Genomic DNA, 23927 nt, shown 5'->3' on the forward strand with positions numbered 1-23927 from the left:
TTAAATATTCTCAATGCTCCAAATTTCTTTAATCAAATTATTGATCGCATTAGTTCTATCATCAATTCCTTCCTTAAAATTTGATAATGCTTTGAAACCTTTTTGAATTAAAAAATCTTGGTCATTGATATTAGTATAATAACTATTAGTCAAGCATTTAGACAGCCTTAATTCTTTCTTAAGTACATTAACTTTACTGATTTTTTTATCCGGCATAAACTCAATAGACACGGGATTAGGAATTAAAATAAAATTCCCTAATTTTTTTTCGGTTGCATAATATGTTTCTTCATTTTCAAAATGACTACTATATTTGTTATATTCCGAAATAATAGGAGTAAGTACAAATCTATTATATTTTCTAGTCGCCATTAAATCATTCATTTCAATCTTTTGGTTAGAGTAAATTTTATTTTCTATATATAATGTACAACGAGCAAATAAATAATGAATGAATTTTCTGTTCCCATTATTGAAGAAAAACTTATCGACTTCATTTATGCTCTCTTTACTTGATGAAAGTCTTTCCTTTAAAATTGTTCTTAATTCGTCAACTGACTTATTTCTAATATCTTTAACTAATGTGTAAATTATGTATCTTAAAAATGATTGAGAACTACCTTTATAATTTATTGCTCTTGTAACAATTAAAATATCAATGAATGTTGAAACAGCTTTTAATTTTTCTTGTATGATTTCCTCATTATCAAGTTTATTTACAGAGGACATCAATAAAGGATAACTTAATGATGAAGCTATGCCCCAATAAGATGTTAAATATAATCTTTCAACTCCTTCTGTATAATTGTTTTCATAAGTTTTGATTTTTTCGTACAAAGTAGAATAAAATTCAAAGTCACCCTTTATAAAATAGTAGAACTGGTCGGCGTTAGATAAGCCAATTTTTTTATGATTATCTTTCACCCATGTATGAAATCTTGTTCCTATCTTTTCAAAATCTTCATTCTCTGCACCCCTTGAACCACTTCTAATAGTGTCTGCATATTGACTTCTTAACCACGCCCTAATAAACTCTAAATCTTCTTGGGTTGAGTATTTATGAAGATTCGATATCTTTTCTTTCCAAATTATATTTAGTTCATCAATCTTAATTGGATCTTTTAAGTGTGTTAATAAATAACCTTTTAACATTTCAGTAGGAGTAAGGTTTAATCCTCTATCGTTCATTGTTTCAAAGATTGTATAAGCATTTTCATCACTATAAGCTAATATTTCTACAAAAACTACTTTTTCCTTCAGCCACTCAATAAATAAAGGCAACTTTTCATTTTTCAGTTCTTCAGAGAAGATATTTGAAATGTCTGTGTATCTCTCATACATATTCCTGATTGATTCGTCAGTCTCAGCACTTAAATCATATTCTTCGCTATTAAACAGTGCTTCTAAAATTTTTGTTCTATCAGGAACTTCTATATTATAAGTCTTCCGACCACCTTTTTTTGAATAAATCAAAGGAATTATATCTTCAGGATCATTACTTTCTTTTTGAAGATTATTTAAATAAATTAATAGTAATGTTATTGATGTTAATCTTTGCTGACCGTCAACAATAGAACGAATACTTCCTTTCTCGCAAATTACAACTGGTCCTAAGTAATAAGAATTATATTTACTATTGATGTCTTGAATCGTATCTCCATTATCGTAGTTTGACAAAAAAGAGGCCTCTAAATCAACTAATAATTGCTCAATATGTTTATACTCCCATTTATATTCTCTTTGAAAGTAATCTACAATGTATTTGTTTTGTAGCAATTCAAAAAGTTTTCTAGCATTTGCTTGTATATTGTTACTTAAACTCATTAGTCTAGAGATTTTATTAATTGTTTTAACATATAAAAAGCTGGTTCATAAATTTTTAAATTATCTTTACTCGGTTGTATTTCACCGTGAAAAAGAATACAACGAATATTATAAAGAATTTCTATAATTGCGTTCGATAATAAAAGGGTATCATTTGTAAATAAAACTTGAGATATCGTATCTAGAGATTCATTTTTTTTATTAACAACTAAGGATTCTTTTAATTTAGGATTAATTGCTGCAAATCCTTCAAGAATAACATCTTTTTTTTGTTGTGACAGTGCTATGAAATTAATATCAGAAGTTAAGTGTGTTTTATCATATTTTGTATGATTATATAAAAAAATATTACTCCCTCCTGCATTAAGTATGTCAATTCTAATACGGTAATTGTTTGGTGGTGTTGGAGTAATATTTTCGACTTTATAATTGTGATTTCTATATGCTTTTACAAAAGAAGTTTTAGGATTAACTCTGTAGTTTAAAGATTTAAAGCTAATGTTTTCTAAAGCGTTGGGCACTTTATAACTTTCTAAATAATTATGAAGTTTAACTAAGTTACTTTGAAAAATTGTTGAATCTTCATCGCTATTTTGCAGCAAAGCGATTATTCTTGTTTTGAATAAATTATTGTCCGATTTCATTTCCTCTAAAATTGGACGATCTTTATTTTTGTGATGGGGGTAATTGTTACAATACCAAGCATTAAATGGCAACCAAGATTTTATAAATAAAATTGGATATTCAAACTCTCCATTCGCAATGAGTAACCATCTGTCTTTGTGGTCTACAAAATTATTTGCCATTAATTGTATTTATTCTTTTACGTCTATTTATGTTGAAATTGTTTACTAATTTCAATTGCTAATGTAAATATATTTTGACAATTTTACAGTAAATAGTTTCGTTTTTTGCTATTTAATTCAGTTTTTATTGATGAATATTTTGTTTTTTTTGATAACTCATAAAACACAAATAATCACCGATAATAAAATGAGCTTTAAAGTTTCACTTAAGGTTCAATCACGATATTTTTGATAAAAAAATGAAAATTTTTGTGCGGAAAAATTTCATTTCATACTATTACTTTAAAACTTTCTTCCCTGCTTCTTTTTCTGAATTGGAAAATCTTCATTATTATAATTTAGATTTTCATTTCCAAAACGCAATAAGGATAAAAATCTAACACTGTTTTCTGAATCTTTGAAGATCTCATTAAAAGCTGAAAAAGGAATATGATTTTCTTCACTGACCTTTTCTGCAATCTTACCCATTTCTGAGATCAAAGTTTCTCTATCAGATCTATCAACTTTTGGAAATCTATATCGGCTAAATTTGATTTCCTTTTCAAGAACATTCATAACATTGTCGAGATATTTTTTCTTTTCTGAAGCAAAAATATTTGGCTCAGTCAATAGTAGCGAATATTTATTTTTGAATGATTGAACTTCTTTATTTAAGTTATCAACTTTTATACTGAGTTCTATAATCTGCTTGGACTTACATTCCAATTCTGTTTTATTTTTTTGAATTATACTTCTGTAGCTTCGAAATGCTTTTTCATAATTCGCAATTGTTTTGTCAGTCTTAATCTTTTGAAAACCTAGAAAATCATTTTCCTTTACAACCAGCTCCTCCGATTTAGTCGAACTCATTTCAGATTTCAATGTATTGAATCTTTCTTCCAAAACTTTGAGATCTTCTTCTTTCTGCTGAATCTTAAACTCAATTGCTTCCAATCTTCCTCTTGAACCTGAAATCCCTCTTTCCATATTTAGGCATTCTGCTGTCAGATCCTGCATTTTTGAGTAATGGTAAGATTGATGCTTAAGTGTTTTACCAGTTCCTAAATCTTGCCAGTCAGCTACTAAATGAGCGTGGTAATTTGGTTTCCATTCTTTTGTGTCTTTATCTATATGACCTTCGTCTTTATGAATAGCAATTTGAAAAACACGAATTTTCAATTCTTCTTCCAATCTCTTTGCCAAGTTTTGAAGTTCCAACATCGTTGTGTTTTCTTTGATAACAACAACAGCTTCCCGAACTGGCATTGCATTCTTCTGCAATTTCCTTCCGGACTTTTCTTTGCAATATGCTTCGATATTTTGGATTCGTTGAGCTATTTTCTGCTCCATCCAATATTCATTCTTTGGCGTCAGATCTTTACGGATATAATCAAAAGTTTTTTTCCTGAAATTATGAGTTTCAGAATCCGATTTGACTGCTTTGAAATTAATTGAAGTCTTCATTAGTTTTCATCTTTTAAGTTTGCTATATGTTTCCAATCAAAACTGTTGTATAAAAAGTATACAGTAATTAATTTTACCTGTGCATATTTTACGCACCTTTATAATAGACCTGATTATTTTTTATACAGGTTGGTAGTAGTCAACCTTAAGCTATTTTAATCAGGATAAAGCCTCGCAGAGCGTATTTGAAACTTTGTTGGGAGGAACGACCTTCAAAGTTGCGAATGCGCTCCTAACTTCTGCGGGTAGTTGGTAAAAATATACAGCACGCTTTATCAACGTTTCATTTTAAAACTATTTGAGTTTCTAATTTCCGTTTCCTGCTTTATCTCTTCTAATTTATCAGGTTGAGGAAATTTTTCAGATTGCTTTCTTGATTTATTAACTGCATAATTTTTTATTCGATGTATCAAAAATTCGTTGAGGTCTTTATGGTTGGAATAAATTCCGCAATGATCTTTTGCTTCCGGAAATAATTTTATGATCTGAGATTTACATTTTATTCCAGCGGTATCATTGTCGAGAAACAGATTAATATCAGAGTAGTTTTTCAAATGTTCTATCGACTTATTTAAAAGAGCAATGGAATTCATTACGAGAATATCCCCTGTGAATGATTTCTGCATTTCTATAAAAGACAAGGCATCTAGAAAGCCTTCAAAAACTGCTACAGCTTTAATATTTTTATCTTGAAAATTTGATATATCCTGTACTTTACTATTGAGATTAAGTATTGATACATCCTTTTTCAACAATGAACCTTTGTAAAAAGCATTACGCAACTCAAAACCGCCAGATAAGTTCTCAAAACCAATGGCGTAGAGTTTCTTACTTCCGATGGTAAATCGTACTTCTTTTATATAATCATAGATTTTAGCACTTAATCCACGTTCCTGCAAATAATTTTTCAGGTTGGGATTCTTGAGATCGATTATTTCCTCAATTGTGTAATTTGGTTCCGATTTTTTAATATGTATTTGCTGATGAAAAGAAGAAAAATTTTGTTTTTTTGCCCAGTCCAGAACTTCATTGACCGAAGTCTTCAAATACTTCTTCATAAAGTCGGTATTGTTTCCGCCGACACCTTCTGAGTGAAGATACCAGACATTAATTCTCTTATCCAATTTAAAAGAGGCTTGGGATTCGCTGGCAAAGGGGTTGAGATACCAAGCTTCTTTTTCATTTTGTTTCGTGGGAAGGTGTCCGAGAGAAAGGAGGACTTCTTCCAACGATATGCTGTTGAATTGTTTGCAGTTCATTTTTGTAATTTTTAATGTTTTTTTAGCAATAAATGGTAGGTGTCCTGTCAGTTCAGGGGGACAAGTTTAATTTTGAATTTTTGATGAATTGATGAGAAAGCCACATAAAGAATTGAATAACAATACCTTAAAGTCTCATCAAAGTCTCATCACCTCATCAAAGTGGAAATATTCTCCTCATCATCATCTCATCAAAAATCAAGGTTTGAAAATTTGATGAGACTTTTGATGATATGTAACTAATTGATTTTATTTTCATTATCGATTAATTCATCATTTCATCAAATTTTTGAAGAATAAAATTCCTTTCTATTGTAAAATACCGTCCTGTTTTGTTCTGTTGAAAAAAGCTTAAACCATAATCGAGGTCGTATTTGATATAGGACAAAGAATTACTTTGAGGTTCAAGTTTCCAGTTTTCTTTCAGTATTTTCCGGACATCGTTGACAGTCCAGTATTGTTTGCTGAACATCTTGCCGAGCATATTGAAAATATCCTGAGGAATACAATGGATTTTGCTGTCTTCGGTACTTTCGAAAAACTCATATAAAAGTTCGATGATCTTAGATTCCAGTTTATTGTTGTTCTTCCAAACCAATCTTTGTAGAGCCTTTGTTCTGATCTGGGATTCTGTGAACCACATCCTTGTCTGCTTATGACTGCGAAAAGGTCTTTGAATTAAGTATCGAAGAAAATACGGGATCTCTTTGTTGAGATTTTTTAGAAATTCGGTGTTTTCGCTTTTGATCGATTTTACTTTGATGATCCAAAATCTGATCTCATTTTCATCGATCTGAATAAAGTTATCTTCATTATTGGAACAGAGAATAAATTTGCCAAAAAATTCAACTTCTTCACGGTCTTTACCCTTTGCCTCCTTTTTGTCTTTGTCGGTCGTAGAAAGATATTTTAAGCGTTCCGTGATCTCTTTTTTATCAAAGAATACTTCGTCGATAGCTACTATCAACATCGAAGTCCAATCTGAATTGAATTGACTACTGAATGAATCTCCTTTAATATACGTCATATTTAATCCAAAAATGGATTTAAGCCATTTGATAAAAGTTGATTTTCCAGTAGATCTTTCTTTACTTACCAAGCAAAGAATCGGAAGCATCTGCGTTGGAAGTTCAAACAATATCTTTATGTAATCTAAACCTAACTCCAATTGCTGTCCGAAAATATGCTCCATAAATTTGAGGGAGAATGGAATTTTGTTTTCTAAAGATTCAGGACTTATACTTTCATTGATTGGTTGATAAGGAATTTCATTGTACATATTGTAGAATCTGTCGATGATCTGCTTATAGTTAAGATGAGAAGGAATACAGCAGAAGCCATCATACTTTGAAACTTTTGAAACGTAGATTTTTCCGTGGTCGCTAATAATCGTTTCACGGTTCCATCGTACCAAAATTGAGATCTTGTCTCCGGAGATCAATGGTTTTTCAATGGTTTTATAATAGGTCGTGCCTACTCGGAGGTATGGGATTTTTTCGCTCATATTTTTAAGGTTTGATTCTGTACAGGAAGTACAGAAAGGTGAATTAGAATGCTTGATAAATAAAGTCTTATCTATCTTCTATACTTAAGCGATTTGACTTCGTTTAAAGCATCCATCAGATCAAAATGATTGATCCTGTAGAATCTTCCGATTTGTTCTGCTTTGATGTTACCTTTTAAAATGTGTGAGCGTACGGTCTGGTAATCAAGTTTTAGAATTTCTGAACACTCCTTGATAGAATACAACTTCTTTTTTAGCTCGATTTCAGGTTCTTTTTTTAGGGAATAGAGTAAGTCTTTAACTTCTCCTAATTCGTCGAGAATGGTTTGGAATGGATTTGTTGTCTGCATAATCTGTGATATTTATTTGCAGACAAAATTGAATGATTGAAATAACTAATGATGCAATTTTACTCAATTACGTAAAGTTTAATAGCTGATATTAAGTAATTTAATCTAAACACAGAATTAGAATAATGTACTATATGTTATAATTTAAGATTTCAATAAATTATAAACTCCTGTAAGTAAATAGATAATTTGAATTTATTTATCTTTTTTTGCTTCTGATATTTTATTTATTAAACCTTCGTGTACAGATATTGTATTTTCATTTGAAAAATGCTTGATAACTGTAATAGAATCATACGGATTGATTATTGAGCCAGGAATACGTTGTAAAATATTATTTAGTTCAGGTAAAAATGTATTCGGAATTTGTTCTTCTTTCGAAAAAAGAATTGAAAAATAGTATGAATTTATAGCAACTGTTCGCATTATAAAATTCTCGGAAGTTATTCCTATATCTAAAGTTCCACATCTCGTAGATTTTGGATAAACTTTATTTCCATCAATAATTGCCGGTATAACTATATCAAGTTTTACTATTATATCTTCTCTAGTCCTTCCTCCTTCAAGGATATAATCTTTGTATTTTTGAAAGAAATTATTTGATTTTACAATAGTTCTAGAAGAGTTGTAAGTTATTTTTAAAAGACTTCTAAGCAATAAATCATAGTCACATTCAAACTCAAAAGTTTCTCTCTTGTCTTTAAAAAATTTGAAGTATCTATCATATAACTGACAAATATATGCATCTAGATATGACAGTTTAGTGTTATTGCAATCAGAACAAACATCAGAAATAACTAATTCTCGGGAAAATACTTTCTTTTGACTTTCTAGGTATTTCATATTTAGCTCAGGAGCTCTTTTAATAATACATTTTGGCCAAATATGTTCTTTAGTTAATTTAGATTCTTTTCCACAATAAGAACATTTCTTCATAGATATAATTTTTTATTAATTCGGAACATTGATTTGGATACTTTCTTCAAGACGGGTTTCAGATAACGAAACTTAGATTATTATAGTCAACAAAGACAATGTTTAGAAATAACTTACACAAGAGATGATTAACCGCAAATTATCTAATGTCCCTTCGGAATAATTTTTACTTTGACTTGCATTTCGTCCTTCCTGTCTTGCTTTAAGTCGTTTTCTATTCCGATAGGATTATTGATATAGCCATCGGGATCATAAACAAAACAAAACAGTAGGTTGCAATCGGGGTGCGTTTTATATTTTGCAATGTCAATAATTAGTTGTTCTCCTAATTGTTTTGCTCTTAAAGTGTTTCTTGTCTTTTTGACCTCAATAACGATTTTTTCATTTTTAAGTAAAAAGTCCGACCGCGTGCTACTTCCTGCATAGCTAGGATTCCATTCTTCAGTTCGTATATCGTCATAGTATATTTTCAAAAGTGAATGCAACAAGTCTTGAACATCATATTCATCTTCAACGTCTAATGTAGTACGGTCATTATATCGCTGTCTTATTTGTTTAACAACAAGATGGAACTTGTCCATTATTGTTTCCAATATAAATATATCGTCTTTATTGGTTGATTTTACATTCTCTGCTATTTTTGCCCTTTTAGACTTCCAAGGAAAGTCTGTACCACAATATTTACATATGTCTGGGACAGGCGTCGGGCCTGCTGTTAAATCAATAACTCCTTCAATATGATAATCGCCTTGAATTTCGTTACCGCAGTTTGGGCAATTTTTTAATGTTTTAGCACCACAAGTTGTACAGAAATTCTTATTAAATTCTGGATTCTTGTAAAAAGAGTCATTAACTCCGTGTCCATTTTCACATACTAAATATGCATCGTAGTGTCCCATTTTTTCTTTAATGTGTTTGTTTAATTGCAGCTAAAATCAAATATAAGCAATTTGCCGAAAGTAATTTTGGGATAGGTTATAGGAAGTGCTTAAAATTTAATATTGAAAATCTTAGATAACTCTTGATAGATATTTTCTTCAAAATCACTAGGTTTCACAGTTATTGCCCGTGAAAATGTTCCTTTATCAAAATTGGTATTATATTCATTTTCCATCGCCTCAATAATTGTGGTGTCTTGAAAATCTGGATTGATTATGTGATTGTCTTTTAGAAAACGGTGAATTCTTATAAATGAAGATTTTTGATCTACCAGCAGATTGTGATTTTCATCAATGAACTTTTTGTCTTTTAAAAAAGCGAGGAAAATTTTTGAACTGTTATCACCAATCATAATATCAGATAAACTAATTTCTCTATTTGTTTTATGTTTTAAGACGAAATATAGAAAAAGTGTAGTTTCTGCGCCATTTAAAAAATTGCCCTGCAATTTCATCAGATTACTTGAACTTAACAGGCTGTTTGATTCTTTTTTATATTGATCCAAACAGTATTGGATCTTTTCTTCAAAATTGTGATTTCTTGATTCATCAATATCTTTGAAATGAAAACTGAAGAAATTGTCTAACTTTTCATATCTAATCAAAAATTCATTTCTCAACTTTTCATCGAGAACAATTTTAGAGGATTTTTGTCGGGCTTTTTCAATTCTACTTCGCAAACGTTCGGGAATTTTTGGCCTTCTAATCCAGAAATAAATCATCATTGGATAGCTTACAAATTCTTCCCAAAAATTCCAACGTCCGTAAACTCTTTTTTGATCCATAATATAATGATTATTTAAAAACTTCATTCATATAGTTGATCTTATCATCTTCGCTTGGTCTATAATAAGCATTAAAGACTTCTAAACTAGTATGACCTGTGTAACTCATAATTACTTTATCTGGAACTCGTTTGTTCTTCATTATCGTGATGAAACTTCTCCTTGCAGTATGCGAGGAAATCCTTGTCCAAAACTCAGCTTTCTGGTCTACCAATTCATCACCATACTTCATAGTCTTCTTTATTTCATCAGTAAATTCCAGCTTTTTAAAAACCTCCTTAATATACTCATTCATCTTCTGATTTGTAATACTAGGTAGGTTATAATCATACTTTTCGAGTATTGATTTAGAAATACTGTTTAAAGGAATTGCTAAGTTTTTAGATTTACTTTTTAAATCAATAACTCGTATGAAATTACCATCAACATCACTTCTTGAAATCGTGCTGTAATTGCCAAACCTCATTCCTGTAGTGCATCCAAAAACAAAAAGGTCACGTACCCTTTCCAATCTTTTGTTATCACTGAAGTCATAATTGTATATCAGTTCAACTTGTTCATAATTTAAAGCTATTTCATCAGTTGTGAATTTCGCAGGTTTTTTGAAGGTTATAAAATTGTTATTATATGTATATTTTTTATTGAGAGCCCAAAGAAGAAAAGTTTTGAGCAGACCAACATTTCTGTGTAATGTATTTGCAGAATGCTTTTTTTCCTCAATACAATACTTTAAAAACCTATTGTAAAGTTTATCATCAAATTTTCCCAGAGTAATCTTAACTTTACAATTGCTTTCAAAATCTTCGAGTAGATTCTTATTGCATTTGTAACGCTTTAAAGTAGAATTTGAAATTGAATTCCCAGTATAGTCATTTTCTTTCTCATCTAAAAACTCCTGATAAATTCTAAAGAAATCACTTTTAACAGTAATTTTTTTGAACTTTTCATCAAATCTTTGTTTAAGAATATCGACGGTAAGTTCTTCATTTATGTTCTTATACCTATTAACGATCTCTGTAAAGAAACTGCTATACCGATCTAATTGCATTTTGACGCTTCGATGAATTTCTGCCCTTTTAGTCCTTCCGTTTAGGTCATTTGGTTGTCTGCCTTCAAAATCCCATTCGCTTGGTTTTATTTTCTCACCCGTAGAATAGATGAAATTCTTATTTTCATTGTTGAAAAAAGAACGGAAATAAATCAGAGATTCCTTTGTACCATTGGGTTGCTTGAGCTTGAAAGTATAATTCATCAGGTGCCAGTTTAGGTGCTACTTCTTCTATATTTAGACATAAAAACTAAGTATATTAATTTATGCAAATATAGTTAAAATACTGATAAATAGATACATTACATATTTTGAGTTATGTTAAAATATAATAGGTTCAAAAACCTCCAACTCCACAAAAAAAGAGGTTTTGTAATTACAAAACCTCTTTTTTCTTTTTCTTATTCTTTCGGTAGTCCCATGGGGAAATTGCGTTGCTGCCTTTCCACAATCCAATTTTTGAATTTTTAGCTTCTAATTCATAGTTCTTTAATTCTATATTTTTTGATGCTTTAAAATACCACCATCCCCAACCTGATTTTATAATCTCAGCAGACAAATATTTATCTTTATCATAGAATATTTTGGCAACCGTTCGTTTGTACCGGTCTTTTCCTGTTCTGTAAAACATTACTTTTTTACCAAAAACCTGAGAGCTGGTAAACTGTTTTGCATTTTTACCAAAAGCCTGGCCGTTTTCAGGACAATCCACTTCTGCCAGACGCAATGTTTCCTGCCGATTATTTCCTAAAAGAACAACCACAGTATCGCCATCTTTCACTTTAATAACTTTACCTTTCGATTGAGAGAACAGTAAAAGGCCACTTAAAAGCAGAATTACACAGACAAATTTCAACTTCATTATATATAAGGTACCTATATTATTATTTTACTGGGTGATGAGCCATAATGTTTTTTAAAAGCAAATGAAAAATGAGAAAGATCTTCAAAACCGAGGTCCAAATATATCTCAGAAACCATTTTCCCTTTTTCTAAAATCAGACAATGAGCTTCCTGCAATCTTTTCTGAATCAACCATTTTCCGGGAGTAATTCCGAAAATCTTTTCAAAGTCCCGTTTAAAAGTCACCAAACTTCGGCCGGTAAGGTATGCAAAGCGGTCTAAATTGACATTAAAATGGAAATTTTTATTCATAAAGACCTCAATGTTTATTTTACCGGGTTCATTGAAATCAAATAAAATATTTTGTAATTCGGACGCTTTCTCGAGCAGTAAATTAGCGCTTCTTTTATTTTTAAATCTACCAGTCTCGCATCAGAAAGTTTTCCTGAATCATAATAAAACAATAGTGAGTTCATATAATTTTGAAATTGCACACTGTCATTAAGCAGACATAATGGTTTATTATACTCCTTCTTTTCCGATATTAAATTATATTCAATACTAAAATCCTTAAGAACTTGTTGGTTTAAATAAATGGACAAGGACTTAAATTCTCCATCGGGAGGAGGTTGTTTGGTAAATTTCAACAGCTGATTTCTTCTCAGAAAACGAATTGAACCATCCTTAGCGGAATAATCATGTAATCCGTCATTTAAAATCAAGTCGCCTGAGATCTGATAGCTCAATACATGATCAGACACAAAATGTTCTCCCTGTCGACTCAACTGAGTATAACAAGAAAACACAATACTTCCAAAATCTTCTCTTTTAGACATCATGATATGCAAAGATATTAAATGAGATTGCAAAATACAGCCTCATTTGTTATTCCAGACTAATTCCTTTTGTGAGCCAAATATTGTTTTCCATATTCTGTGTCAAAAATATTAACTGCATCATCAGAATCGGTAGATATCGTCACATCTATCCATTTTTCGAATTCTTCTTTTCTCTTTTCGTCAGTTGCTCTTAAAATAGCCGCCGCTTCACTCCCCAACACCAGATGTAATGGAGGGTTTTCATTTTCTACAACATCAATCATTACTTTAGCAGCTTTCGCAGGATCTCCCATTGGCAGAAATTCACCCGAAGTAAAATATTGTTTCACTCCTCCTACTGTTTCTTCATACCCTTCAATATCTTTTGCAAAACTCATTGAGGAACCTGCCCATTCTGTACGGAAACCACCAGGCTGAATACAGGTTACCTTTATTCCCAAAGGTGCAATTTCCTTACTCAAAGATTCAGAAAACCCAACCAAACCAAATTTCGCTGCCTGATAAATTGAAAGTCCCGCATTCCCTACTCTACCTCCAATAGAACTGATCTGCAGAATATTTCCCGAACGTTCTTTTCTCATATAAGGCAAAACAGCTCTGGTAACTTCAATTGGCGCATATAAATTAACCTCCAATTGATTTCTTACCTGTTCATTCGTAAAAGCTTCTGCCGCTCCTGTAATTCCGAAACCGGCATTATTTACCAGAACATCTATTTTACCAAAATGACTCACTGCTTCTTCAACTGTAGCATAAATCCGTTCTTTATTCTGAACATCCAACTCCAGTGGCAACAGCTGCCCAGGATATTGTTCAGTCAGTTCTTTTAAATGTTGAGGATTTCTGGCTGTAGCCACAACGTAATCTCCTTTTAATAATACTGCTTCAACAAGATTTTTTCCTAAACCTTTTGAGCTTCCCGTAATAAACCAAACTTTTTTCATTGTAATACTGATTTTTATTTGATACAAATTTCCGCCAATAATGATTGTATAAGGTTTGTTAAAAAGCTCAAATTCACTTTGTTAAAAAACTCATTTTATATCAACTCAGATCATTAATATAATAGGATATATGACGACTTCAAAATTTATTTTAATGAAACCCAAAGCAGCATATAAAATGTTAAAAATATAAACTCCTGAAAACTAAAACACTAAACTACTCAACGATAAAATAAGCACCTACAAGCCACAAAAAAGACTAAAAAAATGTTTTATCGTAAAGAATTTTATATATTTGCACCATCTAACAATTAAAAAAAATAATTTACTATGTCAGACATTGCATCAAGAGTAAAAGCTATCATCGCTGATAAGCTTGACGTTGAAGAAACAGAAGTAACTCCTGAAGCTAGCTTCACTAACGATTTAGGAGCTGATTCATTGGATACAGTTGAACTAATCATGGAATTTGAAAAAGAATTCAACATTCAAATCCCTGATGATCAAGCTGAAAAAATTACTACTGTAGGACACGCTATCGCTTATATCGAAGAAGTAGTAAATAAATAATATTCTTCAACAAAAAAGAAATTAACAAAGTTTATGGAATTAAAAAGAGTAGTTGTAACCGGGTTTGGAGCAATAACACCGATTGGAAATAATGCAAAAGAATACTGGGAAAATCTTGTAAAAGGTGAGAGCGGTGCCGCTCCGATTACTCTTTTTGATGCCACAAACTTTAAAACAAAATTCGCTTGCGAAGTAAAAAATTTCAATCCATTAGACCATTTCGACAAGAAAGAAGCTAAAAAAATGGATAGAAATACACAACTTGGGCTGGTTGCTGCTAAAGAAGCTGTTGAGCACTCAAGAATTATTGAAGACAATGTAGATAAAAACAGAGTCGGTGTAATCTGGGGATCAGGAATCGGAGGTTTAGAAACTTTTGAAACTGAAGTTCTGGGATGGGCAAACACGGAAATTCCGAGATTCAATCCTTTCTTTATCCCTAAAATGATTGCAGATATCACTCCTGGTCATATTTCCATTGAATACGGATTCCACGGGCCGAACTATACTACTGTTTCTGCTTGCGCGTCTTCAGCAAATGCTTTAATTGATTCCAAAATGCTGATCCAGCTGGGAAAAGCAGATGTAATTGTGTGCGGAGGCTCTGAAGCTGCCGTTACAGCAAGTGGTGTAGGTGGATTCAACGCAATGATGGCACTTTCTACAAGAAATGACGATCCCAAAACAGCTTCAAGACCTTTTGACAAAGACAGAGACGGATTTGTATTAGGAGAAGGAGCAGGATGTATCGTTCTTGAGGAATATGAGCACGCCGTAAAACGTGGTGCCACAATTTATGCAGAATTAAAAGGAGGAGGTCTTAGTGCAGATGCACATCACATGACAGCGCCTCATCCTGAAGGTTTAGGAGCTTATCTGGTAATGAAAAATTGCCTGGAAGATGCAGGCTTAACTGCTGATGAAGTAGATCACATCAATATGCATGGTACATCTACTCCATTAGGAGATATTGCAGAATCTAACGCAATTTCAAAATTATTAGGAGAGCATGCATTCGACATTCAGATTAATTCTACAAAATCAATGACGGGTCACTTATTGGGTGCTGCCGGAGTTATTGAAGCTATCGCTGCGTTAGGAACTATTATTCATGGTATTGTTCCTCCTACCATCAACCATTTTACTGATGATGAAAATATCGACAGTAGACTGAACTTTACGTTCAATGAAGCTGTGAAGAAAGATGTAAAAGTAGCCATGAGTAATACTTTTGGGTTTGGTGGGCATAACGCTTGCGTTCTATTTAAGAAAATCTAATTTTACTGAATGGAGTTACAGAAATACTTTTCTAAATTCCTTCTCAAACAAAGAAAAAGAAAATTAACGGAGAGAGATTATTTCCTCAGTACTGAACTTAATAAAATGTTGGGTACCGAGGTGCAAAATGTTGCGCTCTACCGTGAAGCTTTCTCTTTAAAAAGCTCTTCTAAAAATCAAGACAGCAGTAATTACGAAAGACTTGAATTTTTGGGAGATTCTGTTTTGGGTACAATTATCTCCTGTCATTTGTTTCAGACCTATCCTAAGGCTAATGAAGGATATCTGACCCAAATGAAATCTAAGATTGTCAACAGGAAAAACCTTAATAAGCTCGGAGAAGATTTAAGACTGACAGATCTTCTGCAAAAGCAAAATTCTGTGGCTTTAGGGGAAAATATCTCCGGAAATTTATTTGAAGCCTTAATAGGAGCCGTTTATCTGGATTTTCAATATGACACCTGTAAGAAAATCATTTTGGAAAGACTTTTAACACCATCTGAGATCAATAAACTTGAGAATAAAATTGTAAGCTATAAAGGTCTTTTGCTGGAATGGAGCCAGAAGAAAAAAGTAAATATAAAATATGAGACCTGCGAAGAAATTCAGGTAAATAAAGCTGTTGTTTTTCGTTGTCATGTCTGGTTAGGAGAAGAAAAAATAGCCAACGCTACAGAAACCTCCAAAAAGAAAGCAGAAGAAAAAGCAGCACAGAGAGCATTTTATATTTTAAACAAAAAAGAAAATATACTTGGAAATCCAAAAACTTTATGATCTAGACGATATAGAATTTGAAGATATTGCCATAGGATTGGTAAGATTAGCAAAAAATATACCTGCTCATGAGTTTTTTTACAAAATAAATCAAAATAACAATTTAACATTCTCCAGAAAGCAAGATATGGTCTTTCACGGTGATTATTATGATTATTATTTTCCAAGATTTGAAGCTTATCACAAGTTTACAAAAACATGTTTTACTTTCATTTCGAATAAATCTTCAGAAAGTAAGCAAAAAAAAATACAAACAGAACTCTTCTCAGAAGAAGAAAACATTAAATTTTTATTAAATAATCAGGTAGATGTAGAATATATTCTGCATAGTTCGGAACAGTTTCCTGATTTTTCCGTAATTTTGCTCCCTGAAAATCTTGTATTTCCAATTCAAGATTACACATTGAGTTCTGAGGAAGAACTATATCAAATTATCCAGTATTATGAATAAGTATTTAAAGAAGACCAAAATTATCGCAACACTTGGACCGGCTTCATCGTCGAAGGAAGTAATGTTAGGATTAATGAAAGCGGGAGTTGATATTTTTAGAATCAATTTTTCACACGCAGACTACGATCTAGTTAAAGCAAATATCAAAATAATCAGAGAGCTTAATAAAGAATATGGGTACTCTGTAGGTATTTTGGGGGATTTGCAAGGTCCAAAATTGAGAGTAGGTGTAGTAAAAGAGGGTTCTTATCTAAATCCTGGAGACATTCTTACTTTCACTAATGAAAAAATTGAAGGAGATTCTACAAAAGTATATATGACTTACCAACAGTTTCCACAGGATGTAAAGGTTGGGGAAAGAATTCTGATCGATGATGGTAAACTGGTTTTGGAAGTTACTGAAACTAACCTGACTGATACGGTAAAAGCAAAAACGATTCAAGGGGGACCTTTAAGCTCTAAAAAAGGAGTAAATCTTCCGAATACAAACGTTTCTCTTCCTGCTTTAACGGAAAAAGATATTCAGGACGCTAATTTCATGCTTGATCAGGAAGTAGACTGGGTTGCTCTTTCTTTCGTGCGTCATGCACAGGATATTATCGATCTCAAAGAATTAATCGATAAACACCCTAAAGGTAAATTCAAAACTCCGATTATCGCGAAAATTGAGAAGCCTGAAGGCGTAAAAAATATTGATGAAATCCTATTGGAATGCGATGGATTAATGGTTGCTCGTGGTGACTTAGGGGTAGAAGTTCCAATGGAAGAAGTTCCTGCTATTCAGAAAACATTGGTAGAGAAAGCAAGATTCTATTCTAAGCCGGTAATCATTGCTACTCAGATGATGGAAACCATGATTAACAGCTTAACTCCAACAAGAGCAGAGGTAAATGACGTTGCCAATTCTGTATTGGATGGAGCTGATGCAGTAATGCTTTCCGGAGAAACTTCCGTGGGTAGATATCCTGTTCAAGTGGTTGAAAATATGGCTAAAATTGTGAAGAACATTGAAATGACACATTTTTACCAACATAAAAACGAGCCGATTGAAAAAGACTACAACTGCATCGATGAAAGGTTCATTACCAACAGAGTTTGTCTTGCAGCCGTAAGAATTGCAAAAACGACTAATGTTTCTGCAATCGTTACATTAACGCATTCAGGATATACAGCTTTCCAGCTTGCAGCGCACAGACCAAATTCACATATTATCGTTTACAGTGGAAATAAAAGAGTAATTACCATGCTTAACCTGCTTTGGGGAGTTCATGCTTATTACTATGATATGAAGAAACCTACGGATGAAACGATTATCCAGGTAAATATGCTGACTCACAACCACGGTTATATCGAAACCGGAGATTTTGTAATCAACATCAACGCTACTCCATCGTACGAAGGCGGAAAAACGAATACGTTGAGATTAACAACGGTTTAATCAAAAATATAAAAATAAAATAAAAGACTCTCAAAATATTGAGAGTCTTTTATTTTAAGTAAAATTGTATATAATTAATTTCCAACAATCGTCTTTGCCGTCACAAATTCTTTTAAAGCCAGCAAAGAAAGCTCCGTACCATAACCTGAAGTTTTTGTTCCCCCAAAAGGAAAACGTGGATCAGAACTCGTCATTCTGTTGATATTTACGGTTCCGGATTCAAGGTTTTCGATAAAGAATAACTGACGGTCTTTATCAGCTGTCCAGACAGAGTTTGAAAGCCCGAAAGGAATATCATTCGCCATCTGTAAAGCTTCCTCGTCATTTTTAGCAATCATCACCATTCCAAGTGGCCCGAAAAGTTCTTCCTGCAAAATTGGATTATCCACTTTCACCCGGATTAATCCAGGATTGAATTCAATATCTGAAATCCTTTCCAATGGGATGATAATTTCCGCTCCGTTCTCCAAAGCCTTTTGAAACTGCTTTTCAAGATCATCTGCTAAATCAGGTCTAGCCATACCTGAAATTTTGGTTTCCTTATCCATTGGATCTGCCGGGACAAATTTTTTATATTCTTCAATAAACTTCGGAAGAAAAGTATCTTCTATCTTCTCATCAATAATAAATCTTTTCGCTGCTACACAGGTTTGGCCACAGTTTTGAAGTCTTGCCTGTGCTCCTACTTTGGCAGCTTTATCCAAATCGGCATCATCCAAAACAATAAAAGCATCGCTACCGCCCAGCTCAAGAAGAGATTTTTTAATATTAAGTCCTGCAATTGAGGCTACTTCTCCACCAGCTCTTCCACTTCCTGTTAAGCTTACTCCTTTTACAGTATTGTACTCTAGAATTTCTTTTACTTCTTTATGCCCTACTTCCAGATTTTGAAAAATACCTTTCGGAAAGCCCGCTTCTAAAAACATATCTTCAATTGTATTTCCGCTTCCGAAGCAAATGGACGCGTGTTTAAGAACAACTGTATTTCCCGCCAAAATTGCAGGAATAGCAAACCTTAATACCTGCCAGAAAGGAAAATTCCAAGGCATTACTCCTAAGATTACTCCTTTCGGAACGTAATGAATTTCAGAGTATTTATATTCGGAATCTACTTTTTCTGGTTTTAAAATATTTTCAGCATCCGCATAATAATTCATCATTAAAGCAGATTTCTCAACTTCTGCAATCGACTGTGAAATTGGCTTATTCATCTCCGTGGTAATGATTTTACCATATCTTTCAGCATTATTTTTTAAAATTTCTGCAGCTTTTGCAATGAGCTTTTGTTTCTCTTCGAATGGTACTTTTTTCCATTCAGAAAATACCTTATCTGCTGTAATAAGTTTATTTTCAATTAATTGTTCCATACTTTAATTTCTGTTTTTAAATTCAACTGAATGAATTTATTAGCGCTCTTTCTCAAAGCACCATGAAAGCAACAAATTTTGTTCCTTAAGGATAAATAAAATAGAGATTTTCTCTATCGGAAAAATATGATTAACCGTTTATATCATAAACCACTCATTCATAAGACATGCCGCCAGTCTTGCTGTTCTTTCCTGAATATCAAATAACGGATTAACTTCTGCCACGTCCAGCGCCAAGAGTTTTTTACTTTTTAAAATGTGTCTGTAAAAATGCATAAATGTAGCATCTGCAAAAATTCCATTATAAGCTGAAGCCGAAACTCCCGGAGCAATGGAAGCATTAAAAACATCCATACATATCGTTAGGTAAACATAATCTACACTTTCCAAAAGTTCGTCTATTCTTTGATAAATGGACGGTAAGTTTTCAAAAAACAGCTCATCTGCCAGAATGTATTTCATTCCGTACTGGTGTGCCGTATCGAATAATTTTAATGTATTGGAATTTCTTTGAATACCGATATGCAAGGAATGAATTTCTCCTTCCTGAGCAATTTGCCAAAATCCCGTCCCTGAGCTTGCTCCTACTCCATTTTCCGGCTGTCTGTTATCAAAATGGGCATCAATATTAATAATTCCTATTTTCTGTTCAGGAAAAGCTGTTTTAACCCCTAAATAATGAGCATAAGTCACTTCATGACCACCTCCTAAAACCATTGACTTTCCTCCTTTTAATAAAACTTTGGAAACGTTTTTGGCAAGGCTATTTTGAGCATTTTCTAATTTCCCATCTTCACAGGTAACATTACCAAAATCCAACAACGAAAAATCAGGAAGAATCACCGGAAAGTTGGACATATTTTTCCTTATAATGCATGGAGCATCTTTTGCGCCCTGTCTTCCTTTATTCCTCCGAACCCCTTCATCTACAGCAAATCCGTGTAAAACGAAATCATTCGTTGAAATCATATCATAATTCGTTTCTTCTTTTACTCTTTGAAATAGTCTGTGATAAAGAAGCTCTTCACCGTCTAATCTACCCTGCCAGATTTTGTTCATTACCTTGATAATTTTGTATTTAATCTAAACTTTTTGTCCGTCAATGTAAACACTTTCAACTTTTAAGCTTCCCTGATTATAAAGAATATTTTGGAAATTATTGGTTTTAAAAGTTACGAAATTTGCTTTCAAACCTTCAGCTAATTTTCCCCGGTCTTCCAAACCAAGCGCAAATGCCGAACGGAAAGTAATTCCAGCCAAAACTTCTGCTGTTGTCAGTTTTTCAAATGTTGCTAAAATGGAAGCTTGTGTAATCAGGTTTCCCATCGGAGCAGAGCCAGGATTCCAGTCACTTGCGATGGCTAAAATTGCTCCTGCATCCAATAATTTTCTTGCCGGAGTAAATTTTTCTCCTAATCCTAAACTTGCTCCCGGTAAAGCCGTTGCCACAGTTTCTGATTGTGCTAAAAATTCAATATCTTCATCAATCGTTGCTTCCAAATGATCTGCAGATTTTGCTCCCACTTCCACCGCAATTCTTGAACTTCCAGGTGTGAACTGATCTGCATGAACGGTAATTTGAAAACCTAAGTCTTTCGTTTTAAGCAAAAATTCTTTACTTTCTTCAGGTTGGAATGCAGACTTTTCAATGAAAATATCCACACGTTTTGCCAGATTTTCTTCTTTTACTTTAGGTAAAATCTCAGTTAAGATATATTGTAAATATTCTTTGTTGCTTCCTTCAAAATCTCTTGGTTTAAGATGTGCAGAAAGACAGGTAGGAACCAAAGTAGCTTTTGTTTTTTCCTGAGCTTTTTTAATGATTCGAAGCATTTTCAATTCATTTTCTACGTCTAAACCGTAACCACTTTTTACTTCAATGGTTGTGATTCCCAGAGAAACCAGAAAATCAATTCTCTCCAGTAAAGTTATTAATAATTCTTCTTCTGAAGCATTTCTTGTATGCTGAACAGAGCTCCAGATTCCACCTCCACTTTCTGCAATCTCAAGATAAGTTTTCCCCGCATTACGCATTGCAAAATCATTCGCACGGTTTCCACCAAAGCAAATATGAGTGTGAGAATCTACAAAAGCGGGAAGAACGATCTGTTCACCCTCTACAGTTTCAATCTCTATATTTTGATTTTCAGATTTTAATGTTTCAAAATTTCCAAGTTGCCGGATTTTGTCATTATTGACTAAAATACCTCCATCAGTAATAATTTCAAGTTGCTCATCAGAAAGCTTTCCTCTTAAAGGAAGATTCGCAAGTGTTATAACCTGCTTAAAAGGACCAATAAGTTTCATTAGTTTTAAGGTTAAGGTTGAGGTTTATATTAAGGCTGGATGGTATTTAAACGACTTGTTATTTTATTTAAATCGTGAATAACTTCACCAATCAAATTCTGTATTTCTAAACACTCATTTTCTGAAAAATATTTTACCCTGTTTCCATATATTAAATGGCTTTTTGTTTCAAATGCAGATCCTCTGGAAATATCATAAAATCTACTTTTATCTTTTGTTGTTCTTCTCCCAAAACCTTCAGCAATATTGGCTGAAATACTTTCCGCAGATCTTCTTAATTGTGAAGTGAGCGCATAATCTTCTTTTTTAGGTAAGCTCTCAGATATATTGAAACATTTTTCAGCAATATCCATTGCCTTTTGCCAAACGGACATTTCAGTAAAATCTTTTATCATTTGTTATTAATAATTTTCCTCTCAAAAGTACTTAAAATATATCAATCCTGTAAGTGATAAACAGACAGGTTTACAATCTCAGCCTAAACCTCAACCTCAGCCTGAAATTAATCTCAACTCAGTCTTCATCTTAACCTCAATTTTCCTATCTTTACGGTAAATGAAATTGAATTAATGCCTGATTTTTTACATCCAGACAAAGACAACTACTCCCGTGAAGAGCTGATGCAGGAAGAACAGATTCGTCCTCAAAGCTTTAAAGATTTTGCGGGACAGAGGAAAACTTTGGAAAATCTTGAAGTCTTCGTGACTGCCGCCAAGAAGCGTGGTGGCGCTCTTGACCATGTTTTATTGCATGGTCCTCCCGGTTTGGGTAAAACCACTTTAGCGAATATTATTGCCAACGAATTGGGTGTAAATTGTAAAATTACATCCGGACCAGTTCTGGATAAGCCGGGAAGTTTAGCCGGACTCTTGACAAACCTAGAGGAAAACGACGTTCTTTTCATTGATGAAATTCATCGCCTGTCTCCTGTCGTAGAAGAATACTTATATTCCGCGATGGAAGATTATAAAATAGATATTATGCTGGAAACCGGTCCGAACGCGAGAAGTGTTCAGATTGGCCTGAATCCTTTTACTTTAGTTGGAGCAACGACAAGAAGTGGAATGCTGACAAAACCGATGCTTGCCAGATTCGGGATTCAAAGCAGGCTTGAATATTACACGATCGAACTTTTATCAATGATTATCATCAGAAGTGCAAGGGTTTTAGGTGTGAAAATTTATGAAGATGCAGCCATCGAAATTGCAAGAAGAAGCCGCGGAACTCCGAGAATTGCCAATGCTCTATTGAGAAGAGTCCGGGATTTTGCAGAGATAAAAGGTAATGGTGAAATTGAAATTAACATCACCAAATACGCTCTTGATTCATTAAATGTAGATGAATTCGGATTGGATGAAATGGATAATAAGATTATGCGTGTGATGATTGAGAATTTCAAAGGAAAACCGGTAGGAATTTCAGCACTGGCAACATCTATTGCCGAAAATCCTGAAACATTGGAAGAGGTTTATGAACCGTTTTTAATTCAGGAGGGATTTATCATTAGAACTCCGAGAGGCCGCGAAGTGACTGAGAAAGCATATAAACATTTAAATATTGCAAGACCTAAAAATCCCGGGGAATTATTTTAGATAATGTTTATACCTAAATTATACAAAAGCGAAGATTACAACCTGATGAAAGAAATCATCAGAGAACATTCTTTTGCTTTATTAATTTCTTCCGTAGATAAAATTCGTGCCACCCATTCGATGATGATGCTAAACGAAGATGACACAGAAAATGTTTATATTGAAACTCATATTTCAAAAGCTAATCCGCAAGCGAAAACACTAAAAAACGGAGATGAAGTTCTTTGTGATTTTTTAGGAGCCCATACATATATTTCAAGCAGCTGGTACGACCATGTGAATGTTTCGACCTGGAATTATGAAGCGGTGCAGATCTATGGAAAAGTGGAACTGATGAATCCTGAAGAATTGTATCATCATCTGGATAAACTGACTTCCAAATATGAGAAGTTTCAGCGGTGTCCGATGATGGTGGAAAATATGGGAAAGGAATTTGTTGAGAAAGAGATGAAAGGAGCTTTCGGATTAAAAATTATTCCTACTGAAATTTTCATTAAACAGAAGCTTTCTCAAAACAGAAAAGAGAACGATTTTAAAAATATCATTTCAAATCTTGAAAACAGCGATGAAAATGGAAAAAAGATTGCTGAGAAAATGAAACTGTTAAAAAATAATACATTATAAAACTTAA

The 23927-nt window shown here is 33.0% G+C and carries 25 protein-coding genes; 7 read left to right on the forward strand and 18 right to left on the reverse strand.

What is annotated here, in order from left to right; genetic code table 11:
• From MKS83_RS10600 to MKS83_RS10665, 14 genes are all read right to left on the reverse strand, one after another.
• A complete protein-coding gene (locus tag MKS83_RS10600; RefSeq protein ID WP_240583132.1) occupies positions 1–1824 on the reverse strand; it encodes a DUF262 domain-containing protein in 1824 nt (607 codons plus the stop codon).
• Positions 1824–2630: a hypothetical protein gene (locus MKS83_RS10605; protein ID WP_240583133.1), complete on the reverse strand. Its 807-nt coding sequence runs from the start codon at positions 2628–2630 to the stop codon at positions 1824–1826. The genes MKS83_RS10600 and MKS83_RS10605 overlap by 1 nt, the downstream gene beginning before the upstream one ends.
• 282 nt (positions 2631–2912) lie before the next feature.
• Positions 2913–4073 carry a plasmid recombination protein gene (locus MKS83_RS10610; RefSeq protein ID WP_240583134.1) on the reverse strand — a complete coding sequence of 387 codons (1161 nt, stop codon included), beginning with the start codon at positions 4071–4073 and terminating at the stop codon, positions 2913–2915.
• Positions 4074–4348: 275 nt separating this feature from the next.
• Positions 4349–5332, reverse strand: a complete 984-nt coding sequence (locus MKS83_RS10615) for a toprim domain-containing protein (RefSeq protein WP_240583135.1) — start codon at positions 5330–5332, stop codon at positions 4349–4351.
• 265 nt (positions 5333–5597) lie between these two features.
• Positions 5598–6836, reverse strand: a complete 1239-nt coding sequence (locus MKS83_RS10620; protein ID WP_240583136.1) for a primase-helicase family protein — start codon at positions 6834–6836, stop codon at positions 5598–5600.
• A gap of 71 nt (positions 6837–6907) precedes the next feature.
• Complete coding sequence (locus MKS83_RS10625; protein WP_240583137.1) at positions 6908–7186, reverse strand: helix-turn-helix domain-containing protein; 279 nt, start codon at positions 7184–7186, stop codon at positions 6908–6910.
• A 195-nt stretch (positions 7187–7381) separates the two neighbouring features.
• Positions 7382–8122, reverse strand: coding sequence for a hypothetical protein (locus MKS83_RS10630; RefSeq protein WP_240583138.1), 741 nt, complete (start codon positions 8120–8122; stop codon positions 7382–7384).
• Between the two features lie 143 nt (positions 8123–8265).
• Complete coding sequence (locus MKS83_RS10635) at positions 8266–9021, reverse strand: DUF2321 domain-containing protein (protein ID WP_240583139.1); 756 nt, start codon at positions 9019–9021, stop codon at positions 8266–8268.
• A gap of 89 nt (positions 9022–9110) precedes the next feature.
• Positions 9111–9845 carry a hypothetical protein gene (locus tag MKS83_RS10640; protein WP_240583140.1) on the reverse strand — a complete coding sequence of 245 codons (735 nt, stop codon included), beginning with the start codon at positions 9843–9845 and terminating at the stop codon, positions 9111–9113.
• 10 nt (positions 9846–9855) lie between these two features.
• Positions 9856–11097, reverse strand: coding sequence for a tyrosine-type recombinase/integrase (locus MKS83_RS10645; protein WP_240583141.1), 1242 nt, complete (start codon positions 11095–11097; stop codon positions 9856–9858).
• 172 nt (positions 11098–11269) lie between these two features.
• On the reverse strand, positions 11270–11755 hold the full coding sequence (locus MKS83_RS10650; protein WP_240583142.1) for a thermonuclease family protein: 486 nt from the start codon (positions 11753–11755) through the stop codon (positions 11270–11272).
• Positions 11756–11769: 14 nt separating this feature from the next.
• On the reverse strand, positions 11770–12048 hold the full coding sequence (locus MKS83_RS10655) for a helix-turn-helix domain-containing protein (protein ID WP_240583143.1): 279 nt from the start codon (positions 12046–12048) through the stop codon (positions 11770–11772).
• 14 nt (positions 12049–12062) lie between these two features.
• The gene (locus tag MKS83_RS10660) at positions 12063–12575 is read right to left on the reverse strand and encodes a hypothetical protein (protein WP_240583144.1); all 513 of its coding nucleotides are present in this window, start codon (positions 12573–12575) and stop codon (positions 12063–12065) included.
• A gap of 56 nt (positions 12576–12631) precedes the next feature.
• Complete coding sequence (locus MKS83_RS10665) at positions 12632–13519, reverse strand: oxidoreductase (protein ID WP_240583145.1); 888 nt, start codon at positions 13517–13519, stop codon at positions 12632–12634.
• Positions 13520–13849: 330 nt separating this feature from the next.
• Here MKS83_RS10665 and MKS83_RS10670 point away from each other — a divergent pair, with 330 nt between their 5' ends.
• From MKS83_RS10670 to pyk, 5 genes are read left to right on the forward strand one after another with little or no spacing between them, the layout of a single operon-like run.
• Positions 13850–14089 (forward strand): acyl carrier protein, encoded by a 240-nt coding sequence (locus MKS83_RS10670; protein ID WP_002976354.1) that lies wholly within the window; start codon positions 13850–13852, stop codon positions 14087–14089.
• Positions 14090–14122: 33 nt separating this feature from the next.
• On the forward strand, positions 14123–15367 hold the full coding sequence (gene fabF, locus MKS83_RS10675; RefSeq protein ID WP_240583146.1) for a beta-ketoacyl-ACP synthase II: 1245 nt from the start codon (positions 14123–14125) through the stop codon (positions 15365–15367).
• Positions 15368–15376: 9 nt separating this feature from the next.
• Positions 15377–16141 carry a ribonuclease III gene (rnc, locus tag MKS83_RS10680; RefSeq protein WP_240583147.1) on the forward strand — a complete coding sequence of 255 codons (765 nt, stop codon included), beginning with the start codon at positions 15377–15379 and terminating at the stop codon, positions 16139–16141.
• Positions 16119–16592 (forward strand): IPExxxVDY family protein, encoded by a 474-nt coding sequence (locus tag MKS83_RS10685; RefSeq protein WP_100376798.1) that lies wholly within the window; start codon positions 16119–16121, stop codon positions 16590–16592. Before rnc ends, MKS83_RS10685 begins: the two co-directional genes overlap by 23 nt.
• Complete coding sequence (pyk, locus tag MKS83_RS10690; RefSeq protein ID WP_100376799.1) at positions 16585–18030, forward strand: pyruvate kinase; 1446 nt, start codon at positions 16585–16587, stop codon at positions 18028–18030. Before MKS83_RS10685 ends, pyk begins: the two co-directional genes overlap by 8 nt.
• A gap of 74 nt (positions 18031–18104) precedes the next feature.
• Here the strand turns inward: pyk and MKS83_RS10695 are convergent, their stop codons facing one another.
• From MKS83_RS10695 to MKS83_RS10710, 4 genes are all read right to left on the reverse strand, one after another.
• Positions 18105–19397, reverse strand: a complete 1293-nt coding sequence (locus MKS83_RS10695; protein WP_240583148.1) for an aldehyde dehydrogenase family protein — start codon at positions 19395–19397, stop codon at positions 18105–18107.
• A 138-nt stretch (positions 19398–19535) separates the two neighbouring features.
• Positions 19536–20456 (reverse strand): formimidoylglutamase, encoded by a 921-nt coding sequence (gene hutG, locus MKS83_RS10700; protein WP_240583149.1) that lies wholly within the window; start codon positions 20454–20456, stop codon positions 19536–19538.
• 24 nt (positions 20457–20480) lie between these two features.
• A complete protein-coding gene (gene hutI, locus MKS83_RS10705) occupies positions 20481–21704 on the reverse strand; it encodes an imidazolonepropionase (protein ID WP_240583150.1) in 1224 nt (407 codons plus the stop codon).
• Positions 21705–21733: 29 nt separating this feature from the next.
• On the reverse strand, positions 21734–22099 hold the full coding sequence (locus MKS83_RS10710; RefSeq protein WP_240583151.1) for a four helix bundle protein: 366 nt from the start codon (positions 22097–22099) through the stop codon (positions 21734–21736).
• Between the two features lie 174 nt (positions 22100–22273).
• Between MKS83_RS10710 and ruvB the strand changes: the two genes are divergently transcribed.
• Complete coding sequence (ruvB, locus tag MKS83_RS10715) at positions 22274–23296, forward strand: Holliday junction branch migration DNA helicase RuvB (RefSeq protein ID WP_240583152.1); 1023 nt, start codon at positions 22274–22276, stop codon at positions 23294–23296.
• 3 nt (positions 23297–23299) lie between these two features.
• Entirely contained in the window at positions 23300–23920 is a 621-nt protein-coding gene (locus tag MKS83_RS10720; RefSeq protein ID WP_240583153.1) for an FMN-binding negative transcriptional regulator, read from the forward strand.
• The last annotated feature ends 7 nt before the right edge of the window (positions 23921–23927 follow it).

It is taken from the genome of Chryseobacterium sp. Y16C (assembly GCF_022488405.1).
Classification (GTDB): Bacteria; Bacteroidota; Bacteroidia; order Flavobacteriales; family Weeksellaceae; genus Chryseobacterium; species Chryseobacterium geocarposphaerae.

Excerpts from the sequence above, each read along its gene's own strand:
- MKS83_RS10600 (WP_240583132.1), bottom strand. The coding sequence starts at position 1,824 with ATGAGTTTAAGTAACAATATACAAGCAAATGCTAGAAAACTTTTTGAA.
- MKS83_RS10605 (WP_240583133.1), bottom strand. The coding sequence starts at position 2,630 with ATGGCAAATAATTTTGTAGACCACAAAGACAGATGGTTACTCATTGCG.
- MKS83_RS10610 (WP_240583134.1), bottom strand. The coding sequence starts at position 4,073 with ATGAAGACTTCAATTAATTTCAAAGCAGTCAAATCGGATTCTGAAACT.
- MKS83_RS10615 (WP_240583135.1), bottom strand. The coding sequence starts at position 5,332 with ATGAACTGCAAACAATTCAACAGCATATCGTTGGAAGAAGTCCTCCTT.
- MKS83_RS10620 (WP_240583136.1), bottom strand. The coding sequence starts at position 6,836 with ATGAGCGAAAAAATCCCATACCTCCGAGTAGGCACGACCTATTATAAA.
- MKS83_RS10625 (WP_240583137.1), bottom strand. The coding sequence starts at position 7,186 with ATGCAGACAACAAATCCATTCCAAACCATTCTCGACGAATTAGGAGAA.
- MKS83_RS10630 (WP_240583138.1), bottom strand. The coding sequence starts at position 8,122 with ATGAAGAAATGTTCTTATTGTGGAAAAGAATCTAAATTAACTAAAGAA.
- MKS83_RS10635 (WP_240583139.1), bottom strand. The coding sequence starts at position 9,021 with ATGGGACACTACGATGCATATTTAGTATGTGAAAATGGACACGGAGTT.
- MKS83_RS10640 (WP_240583140.1), bottom strand. The coding sequence starts at position 9,845 with ATGGATCAAAAAAGAGTTTACGGACGTTGGAATTTTTGGGAAGAATTT.
- MKS83_RS10645 (WP_240583141.1), bottom strand. The coding sequence starts at position 11,097 with ATGAATTATACTTTCAAGCTCAAGCAACCCAATGGTACAAAGGAATCT.
- MKS83_RS10650 (WP_240583142.1), bottom strand. The coding sequence starts at position 11,755 with ATGAAGTTGAAATTTGTCTGTGTAATTCTGCTTTTAAGTGGCCTTTTA.
- MKS83_RS10655 (WP_240583143.1), bottom strand. The coding sequence starts at position 12,048 with ATGAATAAAAATTTCCATTTTAATGTCAATTTAGACCGCTTTGCATAC.
- MKS83_RS10660 (WP_240583144.1), bottom strand. The coding sequence starts at position 12,575 with ATGATGTCTAAAAGAGAAGATTTTGGAAGTATTGTGTTTTCTTGTTAT.
- MKS83_RS10665 (WP_240583145.1), bottom strand. The coding sequence starts at position 13,519 with ATGAAAAAAGTTTGGTTTATTACGGGAAGCTCAAAAGGTTTAGGAAAA.
- MKS83_RS10670 (WP_002976354.1), top strand. The coding sequence starts at position 13,850 with ATGTCAGACATTGCATCAAGAGTAAAAGCTATCATCGCTGATAAGCTT.
- fabF (WP_240583146.1), top strand. The coding sequence starts at position 14,123 with ATGGAATTAAAAAGAGTAGTTGTAACCGGGTTTGGAGCAATAACACCG.
- rnc (WP_240583147.1), top strand. The coding sequence starts at position 15,377 with ATGGAGTTACAGAAATACTTTTCTAAATTCCTTCTCAAACAAAGAAAA.
- pyk (WP_100376799.1), top strand. The coding sequence starts at position 16,585 with ATGAATAAGTATTTAAAGAAGACCAAAATTATCGCAACACTTGGACCG.
- MKS83_RS10695 (WP_240583148.1), bottom strand. The coding sequence starts at position 19,397 with ATGGAACAATTAATTGAAAATAAACTTATTACAGCAGATAAGGTATTT.
- hutG (WP_240583149.1), bottom strand. The coding sequence starts at position 20,456 with ATGAACAAAATCTGGCAGGGTAGATTAGACGGTGAAGAGCTTCTTTAT.
- hutI (WP_240583150.1), bottom strand. The coding sequence starts at position 21,704 with ATGAAACTTATTGGTCCTTTTAAGCAGGTTATAACACTTGCGAATCTT.
- MKS83_RS10710 (WP_240583151.1), bottom strand. The coding sequence starts at position 22,099 with ATGATAAAAGATTTTACTGAAATGTCCGTTTGGCAAAAGGCAATGGAT.
- ruvB (WP_240583152.1), top strand. The coding sequence starts at position 22,274 with ATGCCTGATTTTTTACATCCAGACAAAGACAACTACTCCCGTGAAGAG.
- MKS83_RS10720 (WP_240583153.1), top strand. The coding sequence starts at position 23,300 with ATGTTTATACCTAAATTATACAAAAGCGAAGATTACAACCTGATGAAA.